This window comes from Pedobacter sp., from assembly GCF_035317785.1.
Taxonomy (GTDB): domain Bacteria; phylum Bacteroidota; class Bacteroidia; order Sphingobacteriales; family Sphingobacteriaceae; genus Pedobacter.
Genome location: NZ_DATHGC010000163.1, coordinates 1 through 16516 on the forward strand (window position 1 = coordinate 1; position 16516 = coordinate 16516).

The 16516-nt window shown below is 43.0% G+C and carries 14 protein-coding genes; 5 read left to right on the top strand and 9 right to left on the bottom strand.

Features of this window, described 5'->3' with window-relative positions:
• Positions 1 to 47: 47 nt before the first annotated feature.
• The 5 genes from VK541_RS09910 to VK541_RS09930 all read right to left on the bottom strand — a co-directional run bounded on the left by VK541_RS09910 (position 48) and on the right by VK541_RS09930 (position 7735).
• Complete coding sequence (locus VK541_RS09910) at positions 48 to 3053, bottom strand: PVC-type heme-binding CxxCH protein (protein ID WP_324369482.1); 3006 nt, start codon at positions 3051 to 3053, stop codon at positions 48 to 50.
• A gap of 152 nt (positions 3054 to 3205) precedes the next feature.
• On the bottom strand, positions 3206 to 4426 hold the full coding sequence (locus VK541_RS09915; RefSeq protein WP_324369484.1) for an ABC transporter permease: 1221 nt from the start codon (positions 4424 to 4426) through the stop codon (positions 3206 to 3208).
• Positions 4427 to 4436: 10 nt separating this feature from the next.
• Entirely contained in the window at positions 4437 to 5183 is a 747-nt protein-coding gene (locus tag VK541_RS09920) for an ABC transporter ATP-binding protein (RefSeq protein ID WP_324369486.1), read from the bottom strand.
• The gene (locus VK541_RS09925; protein WP_324369488.1) at positions 5180 to 6397 is read right to left on the bottom strand and encodes an efflux RND transporter periplasmic adaptor subunit; all 1218 of its coding nucleotides are present in this window, start codon (positions 6395 to 6397) and stop codon (positions 5180 to 5182) included. Before VK541_RS09925 ends, VK541_RS09920 begins: the two co-directional genes overlap by 4 nt.
• Positions 6398 to 6400: 3 nt before the next feature.
• Complete coding sequence (locus VK541_RS09930) at positions 6401 to 7735, bottom strand: TolC family protein (protein WP_324369490.1); 1335 nt, start codon at positions 7733 to 7735, stop codon at positions 6401 to 6403.
• A 184-nt stretch (positions 7736 to 7919) separates the two neighbouring features.
• Here VK541_RS09930 and VK541_RS09935 point away from each other — a divergent pair, with 184 nt between their 5' ends.
• From VK541_RS09935 to VK541_RS09945, 3 genes are read left to right on the top strand one after another with little or no spacing between them, the layout of a single operon-like run.
• Positions 7920 to 9008: a sensor histidine kinase gene (locus tag VK541_RS09935; protein WP_324369492.1), complete on the top strand. Its 1089-nt coding sequence runs from the start codon at positions 7920 to 7922 to the stop codon at positions 9006 to 9008.
• The gene (locus VK541_RS09940) at positions 8983 to 9711 is read left to right on the top strand and encodes a LytTR family DNA-binding domain-containing protein (protein WP_324369494.1); all 729 of its coding nucleotides are present in this window, start codon (positions 8983 to 8985) and stop codon (positions 9709 to 9711) included. The genes VK541_RS09935 and VK541_RS09940 overlap by 26 nt, the downstream gene beginning before the upstream one ends.
• Entirely contained in the window at positions 9708 to 10589 is an 882-nt protein-coding gene (locus VK541_RS09945) for an AraC family transcriptional regulator (protein WP_324369497.1), read from the top strand. Before VK541_RS09940 ends, VK541_RS09945 begins: the two co-directional genes overlap by 4 nt.
• 3 nt (positions 10590 to 10592) lie before the next feature.
• Here VK541_RS09945 and VK541_RS09950 read toward each other — a convergent pair whose 3' ends face one another.
• From VK541_RS09950 to VK541_RS09965, 4 genes are all read right to left on the bottom strand, one after another.
• Positions 10593 to 10874 (bottom strand): hypothetical protein, encoded by a 282-nt coding sequence (locus VK541_RS09950; RefSeq protein WP_324369499.1) that lies wholly within the window; start codon positions 10872 to 10874, stop codon positions 10593 to 10595.
• 149 nt (positions 10875 to 11023) lie between these two features.
• Entirely contained in the window at positions 11024 to 11971 is a 948-nt protein-coding gene (locus VK541_RS09955; protein ID WP_324369501.1) for a gliding motility-associated C-terminal domain-containing protein, read from the bottom strand.
• 23 nt (positions 11972 to 11994) lie between these two features.
• Positions 11995 to 12717 (bottom strand): hypothetical protein, encoded by a 723-nt coding sequence (locus VK541_RS09960; RefSeq protein WP_324369503.1) that lies wholly within the window; start codon positions 12715 to 12717, stop codon positions 11995 to 11997.
• Positions 12718 to 12777: 60 nt separating this feature from the next.
• Entirely contained in the window at positions 12778 to 14040 is a 1263-nt protein-coding gene (locus VK541_RS09965; RefSeq protein WP_324369505.1) for a hypothetical protein, read from the bottom strand.
• Positions 14041 to 15238: 1198 nt separating this feature from the next.
• Here VK541_RS09965 and VK541_RS09970 point away from each other — a divergent pair.
• On the top strand, positions 15239 to 15907 hold the full coding sequence (locus VK541_RS09970) for a DUF6266 family protein (protein WP_324369507.1): 669 nt from the start codon (positions 15239 to 15241) through the stop codon (positions 15905 to 15907).
• A 114-nt stretch (positions 15908 to 16021) separates the two neighbouring features.
• The coding region (locus VK541_RS09975) for a hypothetical protein (RefSeq protein ID WP_324369508.1) at positions 16022 to 16516 on the top strand (495 nt) is incomplete at its 3' end.

Genomic DNA, 16516 nt, shown 5'->3' on the forward strand with positions numbered 1-16516 from the left:
CACAACCAGGTGCTTACTCCATAAGTTACATTCAATGCCATACAGGTTTATTTGGTTACTTTCATTACCCCGTTCATGATCCTCCAGTGACCTGGGAAAGAACAGATGAACGGATAGTCCCCGACAACGGCAGGCACTTTAAACCTCAATTTAAATGTTTCTTCCGGATTTACCAAAGGCGTGTGGAACAATACTTCCGGCATATTCGGAACATATTGTTTTTCAGCCCCCTTAGGGTCCTGCGCCATTTTATCTGCCGCCGCACCCACCTTGTCCATGCTTCCTTTTTGAAGGATCAGCACATTGTGCTGCATGAAGTCAATATTGTCAAATACCAGCTCAACCGTATTTCCCGCTTTCACAGTAAATGTTTTTTGCGCAAACTTCATCGCATTTACGATCGGGCTGATCTTAATCACCTGGTCCACTTTTCCGGCGGCGCCTGCATCAGCAGTCCCCTTAGCCTGATCGGCTTTAGCCGGCATTTTTCCATCGCCCGCAGGCATCACATGGTCCGCATGGGTATCTGTACCAGCTGTTTTTACGTGTTTGGCAATCGCCACTTTAAGCGCCACACTGATCCAGCGGTCTTCGCTGTTCTGGCTCAGACCGGCGGCAGCCTGTAGTTCTTTACCTGTCTCAACCGATTCAGGAAGGTCCGCGACCTTAAGCACAGCTGCCAAACGGGTATTTAAACTGGCATCATTCAGCAGTCCGGCTTTTGTGATTGCCGCCAAAGCAGCCGAATTTGCAGGCAGTACCTGCAATGCTGCTTTACGCACGCCCGCAGAAGGATGAGACAGAGCCTCAACCGCAACACCGAAAGCTTCAGTATTTGATCCGTCGAGCAAACCCAGACCATGCAAAGTCCATAACGCGTGGATCGCACCCGGGTTAATGCCCAGCTCGTCCACCGATTTATCGCGGATCAGCTTGTACAGTTCCGGTACTATCGATTTCTTTCCCGATTCCACAATCAGCCTTTGAGCGGTTGTGCGCCAGAACATGTTGTCGCTTTTCAATCCGCTGATCAGCGACTGATCATCATTTTTATCGAGCGATTTTATTTTGGAAGGCACCGCCTTGTTGTAGGTAATTTTATAGATCCTGCCATGGGTACGGTCCCTCAATGGGTTGATGTAAGCATTACCTTTACCATTCTCAAATCCGGGAGGGGTAGGGTTGTGCTGAATGATGAAATTGTACCAGTCCAGCACCCAAACTGAGCCATCAGGACCCACTTCAGTGGCGACAGGGCCGAACCACTCATCCGCGCTGGCTACAAAGTTCCAGGCGTCTTTTTCAGTAAAACCAGAACCTTTAGGCTCAATAGCCGCCTGGTGCACCACACGTCCTGTAGGTTCATTGACAAACGCTATACGGTTCCAGTATTCCTTAGGAAAATTCCTTGCCGTATACAAACTGTGACCTGCTGCGGCTGTAAAACCATTGAATACATCTACCTGACGCAGGTTTTTGGTGACCACATGCATGGCGTAGTGGCCGTCTATCTTATCCACAGACTTGTTTGGCGCCACACCGATCTTTGTCAGATAAGGTGAAGGAATACCAAGGAACGCACTGTGTGTATTGTTGGCAGTAGAAATGAGCACATCATTATTTTCAGAAAAACCAAGTCCCCAGGTGTTGTTGCTGGTAGCGCCCAGGAACTCCAGGTTCTTGCCATCTATGCTGAAATGGTATACCCCCTGGCTGAATTTCAACTCCTCAGTACCAATCGTTCCCTTAAAGCCGGAATAACCTACGGTACCCCAAACCTGGTTGTCCAGGCCATACCTCAGGTTGGAAGGACCAGCATGCGTATCAAAAGTACCCCATCCGGTGATGATTTTTTCCCTGACATCCGCTTTGTCATCGCCATCCGTATCTTTCAAAAAGATAAAATCAGGAGCCTGTGAAATGATGACCCCGCCATTTGCGAAAACGATGCTGGTCGGGATGTTAAACTTATCTGCGAAAATGGTGAACTTGTCCGCTTTACCATCACCGTTGGTATCCTCACAGATCTTGATCCTGTCCTGTCCTTCACCCTTGACATCCCTTACGGTGTTTGGATAGTCAATGGTCTCCACAATCCACAAGCGGCCTCTTTCATCCCATGCCATCGCAATAGGCTTCAGGATATCCGGCTCAGCAGCAAACAGTTCCATTTTAAAGTCTGCAGGGACCTGGGTCATCAGCTGTGATTCCGCAGGGCTCAGAGGCGCCTGCAATTGGAAGCCGCCAGGCCTTTTCTCATAATTCGGAAGCTTGGCATCAGAATATTCAGCTACTGGTTTCGCCAGCTTGTTCCATTCTTTTTTAGCAGCATCGTTCACTGCCCAGAGTATACCGTTTTCCAGTAATTTCAGGAAATCCGGGTTTTTCCAGGTGCGTTCATCATGGCCATAGGCGGTATAAAACACTTTGCCTTTGCCATATTTCTTCACCCAGGTATAAGGCTCGTGATGGTCACCTTCTACACGTTCAGTAACCACATGAATATCCTTGGCGATCTTGTCATGTACATAAGTCTCATCCCAGGTGGTAAATGCAGTTACGCCCTTCATCACCGGGTGTTTCGCATCCACAATAGTCGCTGCAAATTCGCCGGTTTTATGCGTTTTAAATTGTCCGCCTACCATATTGATGTATTCCGGAGAATTTTGGAAACAAAAAGAAGCGCAATGCACCGGGATAAACCCTTTGCCGCTTTTCACATAATCCAGCAATGCTTTTTCCTGCGAAGGTGTGATCTGGTCATGGTTTGAATAGATCATCAGCCCGTCGTATTTGGCGAGATTGGCCGCATTCAGGTCATCAGGGTCGGTAGTGTACGAAATGTTGATCCCGCTTTTAAAGAACTGCTGTGAAATGATCTCCGCGAATTTCTCTGAAAAATGATGCTCACTCTTGTGTCCGAGCAGCAATATTTCCAGTCTGCGGGATTTCGGGTCCGCCAAAATGTGGGATTTTGTATCCTTTATAAACGTGCCCTTGAAATTGATAATGGCCGCCAGACAGATGACAAAAATAGCTAAGTATTTCTTCATGAATTAAAATGATTTGGTTAGATACTTCTTTACAAAAACTAATCTCCGCAAATAAGCCCGCAAAACCTTTTACTTTTTTGTCTAATGCTGACTGTATTATGTCATTTCAGATCTATTAATTGGATAAATGAAAACAAAAAAGAATATAATGACTACTCATAACGGAGCGCTTCTATCGGATCCAGTTTCGATGCCTTCAATGCAGGATAATAGCCAAAGAAAATTCCTGTTATCGCACAAACCAAAAAAGATATTACAATAGAGAATTCCGAAATTACTGTAGGCCAGTTCAATGATGCCGGAACTATTAGTGCTGCAGAAATCCCCAGTATAACACCTATAATCCCTCCGGTTATACTAATTACAATAGCTTCTATCAGAAATTGTAATAAAATATCAATCCCTCTTGCCCCTATTGACATCCTCAAGCCTATTTCACGGGTTCTTTCCGTAACAGAAACGTACATAATGTTCATAATCCCTATTCCACCGATTACCAGGGAAATGCTTGCCACGGCGGTTAACAATGCCGTCATCATGCTTCCTGTAGAATTCATCATGGTCATCAGTTCAGCCTGCGTTCTTACCTGAAAATCATCTTGCTCCCCATCTCTTAAACGATGTGTTTCTCTCAGCTTACTGCTTATTTCAGCAACGGCAGCAGCTGAAGCAGCTTCACTCGTTGCAGAAGCATAGATCTGTCCGAAGTAAATAGATGATAAAATCCTTTTCTGAACAGTGGTGTATGGGGCGATAATAATATCATCCTGATCCTGGCCAAAGTTACTTGGGCCCTTAGTGGTAAGTACTCCTATGACCTGAAAAGGAATCTTCCCAAACCGGATGATTTTCCCAATCGGATCTTCTCCGTTAGGAAACAAGTTATCAACCACTGTTTTACCTAACAAACAAACTTTAGCTGATGACCTTACATCCTGTTCAGAGAACATGATCCCTTCTTTTACCGAAAGCTTTCTGATGTCCAGATATTCCGGGCTTACGCCCTGAATACTTGTTGGCCAGTTAGAAGCCCCATTGATTGATTGTCCGTTGGAAGATGCAAGTGGTGAGATCTCAGCAATATTAACTGCATTTTTTTTCAATGCATCCACATCCTTGATCGTAAGTGTTTTGAAACTGCTGCCCATCATTCTGGCGCCCCCGGGTTCATTACTATAAGGCATAATTGTAATCATATTAGAACCCATACCGGCCAGAGAAGCATTGATACTCTGTTTGGATCCTTCTCCAATGGACATCATGGTAATTACTGATGCTACCCCTATAATAATACCCAGCATGGTCAGCAATGCACGTAGTTTATTGCGTTGCAGCGCTTTAATTGCCAGTCTGATGAGATTGATAAATTTCATAATTTCTGTTTTAATAGTCGTCTGCAGCAGGAAGAGAAACCAGAGCTTCTTTTGCCAAACGAACGTGTTTATTCATTGAATCTTTTTGGACCCTGCCATCCCTTAGCATAACAGTTCTGGTGCTGAATGCGGCAATATCCGGTTCGTGAGTAACGAATACAATTGTTTTACCGTTTTGGTTCAGTTCCTGCATCAGGGCTATGATCTCATAGGATGTACGTGTATCCAGGTTTCCTGTGGCCTCATCAGCAAGAATCATAACAGGTTCATTGACCAGTGCCCTGGCTATGGCGACACGTTGTTGCTGGCCTCCTGATAACTGGTTCGGCATATGATCAAACCTTCCGTCAAGCTTTACGGCTTGTAAGGCAGCAATAGCCCGTTCTGTTCGTTCCTTTGTGCCAATTAATGGATTATAAAGCAATGGAAGCTCCACATTTTCAAGCGCTGAGGTTCGTGGCAATAAGTTATAAGACTGGAAAACAAAGCCAATCTTATTGTTCCTTAATTTGGCCAGTTCATCCCTGGTAAGTTCTTTTACATTCACATTATCCAGCATATAGGTTCCCTCAGTTGGTTTATCAAGGCAACCCAGTATATTCAACAGCGTTGTCTTTCCGGAACCACTACTGCCCATTATTGTTAAAAACTCGCCCGAATTGACATCAAATGAAACATCCTTTAATGCCCTCACCGTTTCGGTACCCATTTTAAACTCTCGTTTTACGTTTTGTATTTGAAGGATCTTGTGGCTCATCGGTTAGGTACCCCCCCTCTTCTTTGCGGCATAAATGGGCTTGCGGCAGCAGCAGGAACTCCTGTAGCGGCATTCACCATACCTGTAACAACGGTATCATTTTCAGTTAGCCCATCCAATACCTCTGCATGAGTATTATCATTTAAACCTGTTTTTATCCTTTTCTGTATAAGTTTCTGTCCTTGCAGCACCCATACAAAAGATGGTTCAGTTCTCCCAGTCTCTGAACCGCCCATGCCACCTCTTCTGCCAGGTCCTCTGCCTGGCAGTGGTACTATCTCATAATTTTTCATCAAGCCGGAATCCGGATTAAATTTCAGTGCCTGAGCAGAAACCAGTAAAGCATTCTTAACTTCTTTAGTGTAAATTATAATATTTGCCGTCATGCCCGGTTTTAATTTCTTGTCATCATTTGGAGCGTCGATAAGCGTAGCGTAAGTAACCACATTCGAGGATATGGAGGGTTGCAGCCTGATATCCTTTACTGTTCCGTTAAAAGTATCATTGATAAAAGCGTCGACTGTAAAAGTTGAACGCTGACCTTTAACCACATTACCTATATCGGCCTCGTCCACCTTGGCCTGAACCTGCATTTTGGTGATGTCTTTCGCAATGGTAAAAATGGTTGGTGTATTAAAGCTTGCAGCAACTGTCTGCCCGATACTTACACTTCTTCCCAGCACCACACCATCAATCGGAGAATAGATCTGAGTAAAAGAAAGATTCTTTTCCGCCGATCTCAGCTGCGCTTTCCCATTGCTCACGTTGGCAGTGGCAACCTGCAAGGTGTTAAGGGCCTGATCGTATTCGGCCCGGCTGATAGAGCCTGTTTCAAACAATTGCCTTTGACGATTAAAGTTTGCCTGCTGATAGGCCTGGTTGCTTTGAGATTGTGCCAGGCCGGCTTTTGCCTGATCAACCGATGCCTGTATTAAGGTTTTATCCAATTCTGCAAGCAGCTGCCCTTTTTTAACTGTTGAATTAAAATCAGCATACAGTGCGGAAATGGTTCCCGATACCTGCGTTCCGACCGTTACAGTGTCTACCGGCTGCACCGTTCCGGTTGCGGTAACACTAGTTGAGATGGACCCTTTTACAGGTTGCTCCTTAGTTAACACGAGCGGCTGTTCCTTAGTCCTTAAAAAGAAGTACCATACCAAACCAAGTACAACTATAATGGAAATAACAATTAGAATAATTTTTCTGGACTTCATGACTTATAATTTAATGGGTGTACCCAAGTAAAACTCATAGATTCTTACAGCCAGGGCCGCATTGTATTTTGCTTGTATGTACGATTGCAAAGCCTGTATATACAGGTTCCTTTGCTGATAAAAATCGACAATATTCGCTGCACCGATCTTTAACTCCTGATTGGCAATGCGATATACTTCCTGGTTGTATTTTAACTGCTCTGTAGCCGATGCAAACTGGTTCTGCGAATTTTGAGCATTGATATATGCCTGCTCCGTATTTAAGGCCAGGGTAGTCTTTGTATTTTCCAGGGTCAATTTAGATTGCGCTATTTCGATTTTCGCCTTAGCTACATTGGTTTTATTTTGTCTCCTGGTAAAAATTGGAATAGACAATGTCAACCCGGCCTGTTGATAAAAGTTATTGTCAAACTGTCTGAAAGCATTATAGGTTGGGTCTTTCGCATAGCTTGTACCCATACCAGCTCCCAGAGTTAGCGCAGGTAAATAACCGGATTTTGCTTTAGTAAGGCCGAGGTCTGAGATCTGCACACCTAACTCGGCGTTCTTTATTTCCGGACGGTTCTGTAAAGCATATTGCTGCACAGTGCTCAGATCGGTAATATTTCCGGTTGAAAGTACAGTGTCAGGTTTTATTACATCAAAATTCCTGAAGTCAGGTAACTGCAACAGTTGCTTAAGAGATATTTTATCCTGGCGCTCTGCATTTTCAGATGCAGTTAAATTATACTTATCTGAGGCAAGCTGCGCCTCAAATTGAGCAACAACTTTGCGTGCAGCAGACCCGGCGGCAAACTGGCGCTTTGCCTGTTCAAGCTGCGCTTCAGATGTTTTTACCAAATCCAGATAATAAATGATACTTTCTTTATCTACAAGAATATTAAGATAAGCTTGTGTGATTTGTAAAGTAATATCATTTTCGCTTTCCAGGATGCTAAAATTAGAAGCCTGTACTGAAAGGTCCTTTTGCTTAATGTCGGATTTAAGATAACCCCCATTGTAAAGCGTCCATGAAGAACTCAATCCATATGACCCGGAATAATTAAGTGCGTTAGTGCTGCCATCCGTTGTCCTGTTATAATGGTTAAAGGATTGTGAGGCCGAACCATAAAGATCAGGCAGCAGAGCGGATTTCGCCAGCAACTGATCCTGCTCTGCACTTTGTTTATCCAGCTGTAAGCTTTTGATCTGAATATTATTGGTCTTCGCATACTGCAGACACGCGGCCAGATCCCAGACCGGCGGAAAAACTTTTGATGCTGTATCCTGACTAAAGCCCTTAAGACTAAAGCAGCCGATGCATAAAAGCAGCAGAATTTTAATTGTTGATCTTGACATATCTGTGTATAAAAAACTATATTAACAGATCAAATCAAGGGCTATTTACCATCTAAAAAAAACGCGATAGACCGGTACCGGAAACACCCCGACGGGGAGTCTGTACCAATCGACGGAAACATTTGCACTTATCTTGATAGGTTCCCTACCTTGTACACCATTAATACTGACTAAATTTTAATAGATGGTTTCAATAAAAAGCCGTTCCTATATTACCGTATTGCTTCATGTATTTTCATGGATGCTATTTGCTTTTGTGCTTTTTTTTCACCAGCCATTATCATGGAATATTACGGTTCCCTTCCAATTCTGGATTAAGCAGGGCTGTATTCTGATTATGCTTATTGTTGTATTCTATGTAAACAGTAAAATCCTGGTTCCGCAACTACTTCTAAAAAACAAGATACTTGCCTTTGTGCTGGTTATTCTGGTCATAGCCATTCTGGCCGGTCCATTTGTAAAGATCATTGAAGAAGCGTTGAACTTACCCGATCTTATGAATAAGGCATTCAGTCAACTGGGAAATCCCAGGCCTCCAAAAAGGTCAAATAGAATTGATGTCTTGCAGATCATGATGACTTTGTTTACGGTAGGTATCAGTACCAGTGTTACCCTGATTCAGAAATGGCAGGCCGATAAGCAAAGCCGGGAAACTCTTGAGAAAGAAAAGATAGGCTCCGAGCTTTCGTTTTTAAAAGCTCAGATCAATCCTCATTTCTTTTTCAATACACTAAATAATATCTATGCGCTGACTCATGTAGATATTGAGAAATCCAGAAGCGCACTGCATAAATTATCACGAATGATGCGTTACCTTCTTTATGAAACGCAAACGGGCATAACTCCCCTTAGCAAAGAGATATCCTTCATTGTAGATTATATTGAACTCATGAAGCTCCGCTTAAACGACACCACCACCGTGGTCTTTAAAGCGCCTGCACTTCAATCTGATCCCCGGATAGCACCTATGCTGTTCCTTCCTTACATTGAAAATGCTTTTAAATATGGCGTTAGCACAACCGAGCCTTCCGTAATATCAATAGACCTTGAATTACAGGATAAATACTTAACTATGATCGTAAAAAACTCCATATTTAAGAACAATTCGATAACGGCCGATGAATATGGTGGAATTGGCCTAAGGAACACCAAAAGAAGGCTGGAATTGTTATATCCGGGAAAGCATACCTTTAGAACCAGCACAACAGACGCCAAAGAGTTTATTGTTAACCTAAATCTGACCCTTGATGACACTGAATTGCATAGCAGTTGATGATGAACCATTAGCTCTGGGACTTATTTGTAGTTTTATTGAGCAAACACCTTTCTTAAAATTAGGCGGAAGTTTTTCGAGTGGGATAAAGGCTTTAGAAGCTTTGCATGAACATAACATAGATCTTATTTTTCTGGATATTCAGATGCCTGACCTAACAGGTATCCAATTGGCAAGGACTCTGGAAAGCAGACCCGGAGGCGTAAGACCAAGAGTGATCTTTACTACAGCTTTTAATAATTATGCAATAGAGGGATATAAGGTTGATGCGCTTGATTATCTGTTAAAACCGTACGACTATGAGGAATTTTTAAAAGCAGCAAATAAGGCCAGATCCTATGCAGAGCTGCTCAAACCCGCGCAGCAAGCCGGTCACCATTCAGAAGAATATATTTTCCTGAAGGTGGAGTACCAAATGGTTCGTGTAGAGATTAAAAAGATTGTTTACATCGAAGGATTAAAAGATTACGCCAAGATCTATTTGTTGACTGAAGCCAGGCCCTTATTGTCTTTGATTACCCTTAAGGCCCTCGAAGAAAAATTGCCTTCGCAGCAGTTTATGCGCATTCACCGTTCATTTATCATTGCGTTGGATAAGATTGAGTCTGTCAGCAAGAGCAGCGTACAGATCGGTGGTACAACTGTCAACATCGGAGAGCAGTATAAAGAGACTATGAGAGAATTTTTAAGCAACCGGATGTGAGCACATTGATGAAAGTAGCCATCCACAAATCCACCATTCCCGAAACGCAGATGTTTGTCATCAAAGAATTAGAAGACAAACACTTTGATCCGGTATGGCATTCACATTCCGAATACCAGCTTTTTGTGGTATTGAAAGGCACCGGCACCCGTTTTATCGGCGACAGCATCAAATCCTTTCGCGACACCGAACTGGTATTGACAGGCGCCGATCTGCCGCACCTGTGGCGCAGCGACGAAGCCTACTTCAAAAGGGACAACCAGCTGGGCATCCAGGGCATTGTGATCTACCTGCAGGAAAACTTTCTGGGCGAGCACATGATGGAAAAAGAGGAGATGCTCCTGCTCAAAAAACTGTTTAAGAAGGCTGCCAGAGGGCTGGAATTCTATGGAGAAAAGAGAGACCTGGTGATAGACATGATGAAAGAACTGATCCACATGCGCGGCCTGGAAAGCCTGATCGAGCTGCTGAAGATCCTCGACATCCTGGCGCACTCCAAAGAGTACCATTACATTTCGCATACGGAGTACAGCGGTCCCTTCAAAGAGAACGAAACCGATAGAATGAATAAGGTCTATGAATATGCGCTGGCCAATTTTCGCAAGAAGATCTCCTTGCCGGAACTTGCAGAAATGCTGTTTATGACACCTACCTCATTCAGCCGCTATTTTACCATAAAGAATAATAAGCCTTTTTCCAGGTTCATCGCCGAACTGCGGATCAAGCATGCCTGTAAATTGCTGGTCGAAACCGACATGCCGGTTTCCACGATTTCCTATGAATGCGGGTTCAATACCCTGTCCAATTTCAATAAACAGTTTAAAGAGGTGATGCTCAAAAAGCCGTCAGAGTATAAGGCGGAGTTTTCGGGGTTGTAACTTCTATTTCACAATTTTTAACGCATTACTGTACATACCTTCGTAGCCGGTAACATCATTTATTTTTTTGATCTCTTCTTTAAGGTCACGAAACTGCATGTCTACATTTTCGAAGCCCATGTTAGCACTTCCCCTTAGATTTTCTATTTTCTCATTTGTCTTCTCAAAGTTCCTTTCGACTTTTTCAAATGCCGCGGCAATAGTTTGATTGACATCCTTAATATTTTCTACAAGTAAGGAAATCGTTTTTTCCAGTTCAGTGACTCTTAAATTCAGTTGTTCCATAAGCTAGTTTTTCCCGCAATTTTCTTTGCTGTTCAATACAAAACTATACAAATCCTCCTGGAGTCAACTAAGCTTCAATTCAACTTTCTTCTAACTTACTGAGTTTTAAACCATTATTTTTTCAGTATTTTGTACTTAAAATATTTAGTCTACCGCTTGCCTCTCAGCAACGTCACATACCCTTTATAAACCTCCCATTTATTGCCTCCTGCTTTTACTTTCAATAAATAATAATACGTGCCCTCAGCTAAAGAATCGCCTGCCCAGTCATTTTTATAACCCTTTTTGGCATAAACTGTAGCACCCCATCTGTTGATGATCGTCAGCTCATTGGCCTCGTATTTCTCCAGACCAGGAATCATGAACGTCTCGTTTTTAGTATCGCCATTCGGCGTGAACACGTTCGGGATCATGATGTCTACAATATTTTTTTCATTCGTTGAGCTGTTATTCGCTGGATCCGGATCGACCTCAAAAGCTGAAACCGTAGCGATGTTCTTCACCTGACCCGGTGACAGCGCCTTCACTTTAATCCTGATCTCGGCGGTTTTGCCGCTGTCCAGTTTTTGAATGTCCCAGTTCACCGTTCGTGAGGAAGCATCATAAACCGCCTCCCCGGAAGAAAATACGAACTTTTCAAAAGAAACCTCTGGCGGCAGCATATCTCTGACCTTGATCTGGGTTGCCTGATCGACACCTTTATTGGTTACTGTGATCAGGTATTCATACATATCGGCCACTCCGATGGATCTCAGATCTGCATCTTTTTTGACCGACATATCCGCACTTTTCGATATTACCGGTTCGACGAGAACGACGATTGCATCAGACACATCAGACTCACAGCCTTCTGTGTTATAGGCGACCACCTTATAGGTCCCGGCCTCTTTCACTTCAATATCCGGGAGCGTGGCATTTTGTATAGGAATCCCATTTCTTAGCCACTGGTAAGTGGTTGCATTAACAGAATTGGCCCGCAGTTTTACAGACGACCCTTGCTTGATCGTCACCACCGGCGGACCAGTAGATTGCGCAAAGCCTGCCGTTGCGCTAAGCAACAGCAGACCAGACGCAAATCTTATCTTTCCGTTAATCATGATAAACAGGGGTAGTCAAACTACTACGGAGCAGCTGTAATTGTAATTATTGTAGGTTGGGCTGGTTTATCGGTAACAATCACCTGTTGTGTACTGCTTGCTGAGACAGGGCATCCATTTCCCAGCAGTGGATTTGTCGTTACGGTCCCTTGAACGTATTTAACCGATCCAGTAATGATGTACGTACCTGGAATAATTGTGTTGAAAGTAAAAGTCCCATCAGTAGCAACAGTTCCCACTTGTGCAATAGGTACGGCTACGTTATCTTTTGTTGCAGTATATGTAAAGTTTAATGCAAGGAAGTTTGCTGTAATGGCATCTGCTTGTGTGTTAGTAACTGTCGCTGCAGCTGTGCTTGTATTGGTTGTAGTATTGGCAGCACAATAAACAGCCAAACTAGGTGTTCCCAGGCCAAACGCAAGTGCAGGCATTACAATTATCGTATTGTCAATTGGATCGGATGGACAGGTTCCGGATGCAGCATCAGTTCTATTAACCAAAGTTACGACATAGCTTCCCGCGTCAGCAAAAGAAGCTGGAGCAGTAGCCGATGGATAGCCGCTCACGCTGCCGACGGCACCGTCCTTGTGGACATCCCATAATAGGGTAGTACCAGGGGCTGCTGTTGCTGTTAAATTTAGTCCAGTGTTAATACACGTGTAATAGGTTGCAGACCATGCTGCATTTGAAATGAATAAAAATAATGCTACTAAGCTTACTTTTAAGAAGGTAATTTTTGTTTTCATGATTTGTTGTTTTTAATGATTAATTACTTTTTGTTTGTTGTTTAAGAATATATTGTTTGATTAATTGCTTGTGGTTATTGAAAAACTCGGTGTCGCGGGCTTTGGATGTATAGTAAATGTGAAAGGCACAGCCGTGCTTTCGCAGCCGGCATTTTTCACTACGATGGTTCCGGAATAAGCCGCCATAGGCGCAGCACCGGGAATGGTTAAAGTGATCGGCGACGCTGGCAGTGTCACATTTGAAACATTTGTAAATCCTGCAGTCAGCGCAGCTCCGCTCCAGGTAATGCTATAGGTAACCGGGCTGCCGGTCGTGCCTGTATAAATCAAAGGTGCAGAAGTGATTTCCTGACATGCTGAAGGAGCAGTTCCAAGTGTAATCGTCGGAAGAGGATTCACAGTGACAGTGATTGTATTGCTGGTTGAGTTACAAACTACAGTGTTTAATACAGAAGAAGCTACTCTGCGATAATAGGTAATTTGAGTAAGAGAAAGAGTCTCTGTGAATGTTGCACTTGTGGCGCTTGGTATGTCAGTAAATGAAACATTATCAGTTGATTTTTTCCACTGATAAGATACTGTTCCGGCACCAACAGCCGAAGATATATCCGTGAAAGACGATGGGGTAGTGTTAAAACAAATGGCTTGACTTGACCCTACGCTACCTGGATTAAGCGTATTCACTGTTACTGTGATTACATTGCTGATTGCCGAGCAACCAACACTATTCAACGTTGATGTGGCCACACGGCGATAGTATGTGGTTTGTGTTAACGCTGCTGGTTCCGTATAAGTTGCGCTGGTTGCGCTCGGTATATTGTTAAAAGTAATATTATCAATTGATTTTTGCCATTGATAGGAGATGATGCCTGCTCCCGTAGTTGTTGCAGAACCTGTATTTGTGAATGCCGTAGGGGTGCCACTTGTACAAATGGTTTGTGAGGTCCCGATGGCTCCGGAAGAAATAGGATTAATTGTAATTGTTACAGGAATTCTGGCAGAATAATGATTCACAGGATTGCCAAGCTCAACTGCCTCGACATAGTACGTAGTGTTCGTTGATGGAGTGAATGTGTATGATGTGCTTGCGCTACTTTGCACAAGTGTATTAGATGAATTATACCAATTATAATAGTATCCCGTGTAAGGATTTTTTACTGTTAAAGTTACGGGACTTCCACTACAAACTGTTTTTGGGTCTATTGATGGTGGTGTTATGAAAAAAGCATAGTATAATCTCGCTGACAAGCCCAATCCTAAAACAGATGAGCTGACTTTCACTCTGACCCCATCGTAGGTAAATCCAGTTTCTGTAATTGTCATTTCTGCCAATTGGCTTGTTCCGACAAGAATTCCAGATATGGATGCTCCTGAGTACGCGGTTCCAACATCACTTCCATTATTGGTTTTTTGGATAAAAACTCCATTTACAATTGATGCTAGTGAACCAGGATTACCAAATTTTATAGTAATAGGCGAATTAATACCAGGCTTATTTGTAGGAAACGAAATGTTCTGCCAATAGTCACCAACGAGTCCAAATAAGCCGATTAACGATGATATAGTTGAATAGTCAGTGGTGTCAGAAGAGTTTATTGCGTTACCTGCATTTGATATACTTCCTATAATAAGTGTCCCACCATCGTTCGTCGCAGTCGCATAAACCCTTTGCCCGCTCGCACTATTTCCCCCCAGTACTATAAACATTACTGTAAATAGTAGGCCCGTTAGTATAATATGTGCACCTCTTCCTTTCAACACCTGAGCGATAGTTTGATTTCCCTACTCCTACCAACTCTGCACAAAATTTAGGACAAATGTTTACAGAATTGTATAGTATACCAAACTTACAGACACTAAAGTGATTGTTCTGTGTTCATTATGTTCATTGTAAGGGTAAAATTGTTAAACAAAAGGCCCTGGATAACGAGTGTTTCATTAAATATTCCAGATGTAATGTGTTGTACATTAGTGAATTATAATAGAGTGGATTGTCATTTATTCTATTCACAAGATCATGAATCAGTAAAACAAAAATCTAAAACGTGAACAAAACGGTAAATTTTCTTCCTGCGGATACCATTTCAGGAAGTCATTCGTTGCGGCCGTAAACAGAGATGAACAAATTATGAATGGCAGGCAAATCTATTATGTTTACAGCAGGTTTTTTGCAATTTATAATAGAGCTGTCGATAAATCTGGACAATGCCAAAGCGATATCCGCGGAGGATAGAACCAATCTGATAAACTCCGCCGGAGCACAATGACTAACACCAGGTAAACAGTATTTAAGTCTTAAATAGATCCTTAATAAGTTATAACTCTGTATACATTTTCTTTTGCTATCCTTTTGCTTTTCTTTTGCTATTGTTTTGCTATCCTTTTGCTCAAGCAATAAAAAAGCAATATTAAAGCAAAATAAGAACATAAAAAAAGCAAAATTAAATTATAACTGAATAAAGACTTATTGTTAACTTTGCACAAAGGAATAATGGAGTTCCGCTTAAACCAAATGTAAAATATGGCGCGTTTATTAGAAGGGATTTTTGGCCCCATCATTGGCAAATTGGCCAACACAGTTGGCTATGTCCGCAAAGGGCAGGCGGTGATCAGAATGACACCTCGTAAACCCAAAAGGAAAAAGGCAAGGACACCTGCTCAGCAGGCTGTAAATTTAAAATTTAAATTGGTAAAAGCCTTTATTTCCGTCATAAATGGTTTCACAAATGTCGGCTTTAAGCTGGACGTGGAGGGAACTACGAAAATTGCCCAGAACAACGCAGTTTCTTACAACATCAAAGACGCCATTAAAGGCGAATTCCCTGATTTTGAACTGGATTACAGCAAGATCATCGTCAGCAAAGGCAAGCTGATGCCGCCCCTGAACCCGACCGTGGAACTGGGGGACGATCAGCTCAAAATCAAATGGGAGATAAACCCCGGACTGAGCCGTGAGCGGAGAAGAGACCAGGTGATGATGCTGGCCTATCTTCCGGTCAGTAATGAGACTTCTTACGTGCTTAGCGGCGCAAGAAGGACTGCGGGTGAGGATGTGCTGGAAATTGATTATAGAAAGACGGACCATTATAGTCAGAAAAAAGACACTTCGATCGAGGTCTATGTGGCATTCATAGCCGATGACAGGGAAAGCATTTCCGATAGTGTGTATGCGGGGAGAATTGAACTATAAAAAAGATCCCCGTCTATTTACTGCAAGGTTTCATACGCAGAAAAGGCCCGTTGGTAGCTTTTAACATCTCTTAACTTTATTAATATCCAACTTAGCTTCATAGATCAAACAACTATGAAGCTTTTTTATTTTTTATTGCTCCTGTGCGGGCTTTTGGGGCTGCAGCCTGCCCTGGCACAACAGGAAATGGTCAACGATACGGCGAAAGTGGATAAGTTCTTCAGTTCCTCTCTGGATGTGGTGCTGGATTATTTTACCGCAAATTACAAGATCAGGTTTGTGTTTGACCGGATGCAGATGCACGAGATCAGTATTGCCGATCGCTTTATGAATGAACCTGTCAGGGACATCGTCAATTTTATATGCAAAAGGAACGGTTTGTATTATGCGAAGCAAACGGATGGTACTTATTTCATCATGAAAAGCCTGGAAGACTTGCCCAGGTTAAAACGGGCACCGTCTCTGGCGCTGAGAAATGAAGCGTCAAAGGAGGACAGGTCTGAGTATGCGGTATCGGCACCGGCTGCATCTGGTAAAATGGTATTGGGGAGGGCCGCCCCGGCAACCGTAAAACAGGTTAGTTCAGTAGTTGCCAACATCGCGGTATCG

What these genes read in the sequence shown, in the direction of transcription:
- VK541_RS09950 (WP_324369499.1), bottom strand. Translation starts at nt 10,874, where the DNA reads ATGGAACAACTGAATTTAAGAGTCACTGAACTGGAAAAAACGATTTCC.
- VK541_RS09955 (WP_324369501.1), bottom strand. Translation starts at nt 11,971, where the DNA reads ATGATTAACGGAAAGATAAGATTTGCGTCTGGTCTGCTGTTGCTTAGC.
- VK541_RS09920 (WP_324369486.1), bottom strand. Translation starts at nt 5,183, where the DNA reads ATGAGCCACAAGATCCTTCAAATACAAAACGTAAAACGAGAGTTTAAA.
- VK541_RS09970 (WP_324369507.1), top strand. Translation starts at nt 15,239, where the DNA reads ATGGCGCGTTTATTAGAAGGGATTTTTGGCCCCATCATTGGCAAATTG.
- VK541_RS09940 (WP_324369494.1), top strand. Translation starts at nt 8,983, where the DNA reads ATGACACTGAATTGCATAGCAGTTGATGATGAACCATTAGCTCTGGGA.
- VK541_RS09965 (WP_324369505.1), bottom strand. Translation starts at nt 14,040, where the DNA reads ATGACAATTACAGAAACTGGATTTACCTACGATGGGGTCAGAGTGAAA.
- VK541_RS09925 (WP_324369488.1), bottom strand. Translation starts at nt 6,397, where the DNA reads ATGAAGTCCAGAAAAATTATTCTAATTGTTATTTCCATTATAGTTGTA.
- VK541_RS09915 (WP_324369484.1), bottom strand. Translation starts at nt 4,426, where the DNA reads ATGAAATTTATCAATCTCATCAGACTGGCAATTAAAGCGCTGCAACGC.
- VK541_RS09960 (WP_324369503.1), bottom strand. Translation starts at nt 12,717, where the DNA reads ATGAAAACAAAAATTACCTTCTTAAAAGTAAGCTTAGTAGCATTATTT.
- VK541_RS09935 (WP_324369492.1), top strand. Translation starts at nt 7,920, where the DNA reads ATGGTTTCAATAAAAAGCCGTTCCTATATTACCGTATTGCTTCATGTA.
- VK541_RS09910 (WP_324369482.1), bottom strand. Translation starts at nt 3,053, where the DNA reads ATGAAGAAATACTTAGCTATTTTTGTCATCTGTCTGGCGGCCATTATC.
- VK541_RS09930 (WP_324369490.1), bottom strand. Translation starts at nt 7,735, where the DNA reads ATGTCAAGATCAACAATTAAAATTCTGCTGCTTTTATGCATCGGCTGC.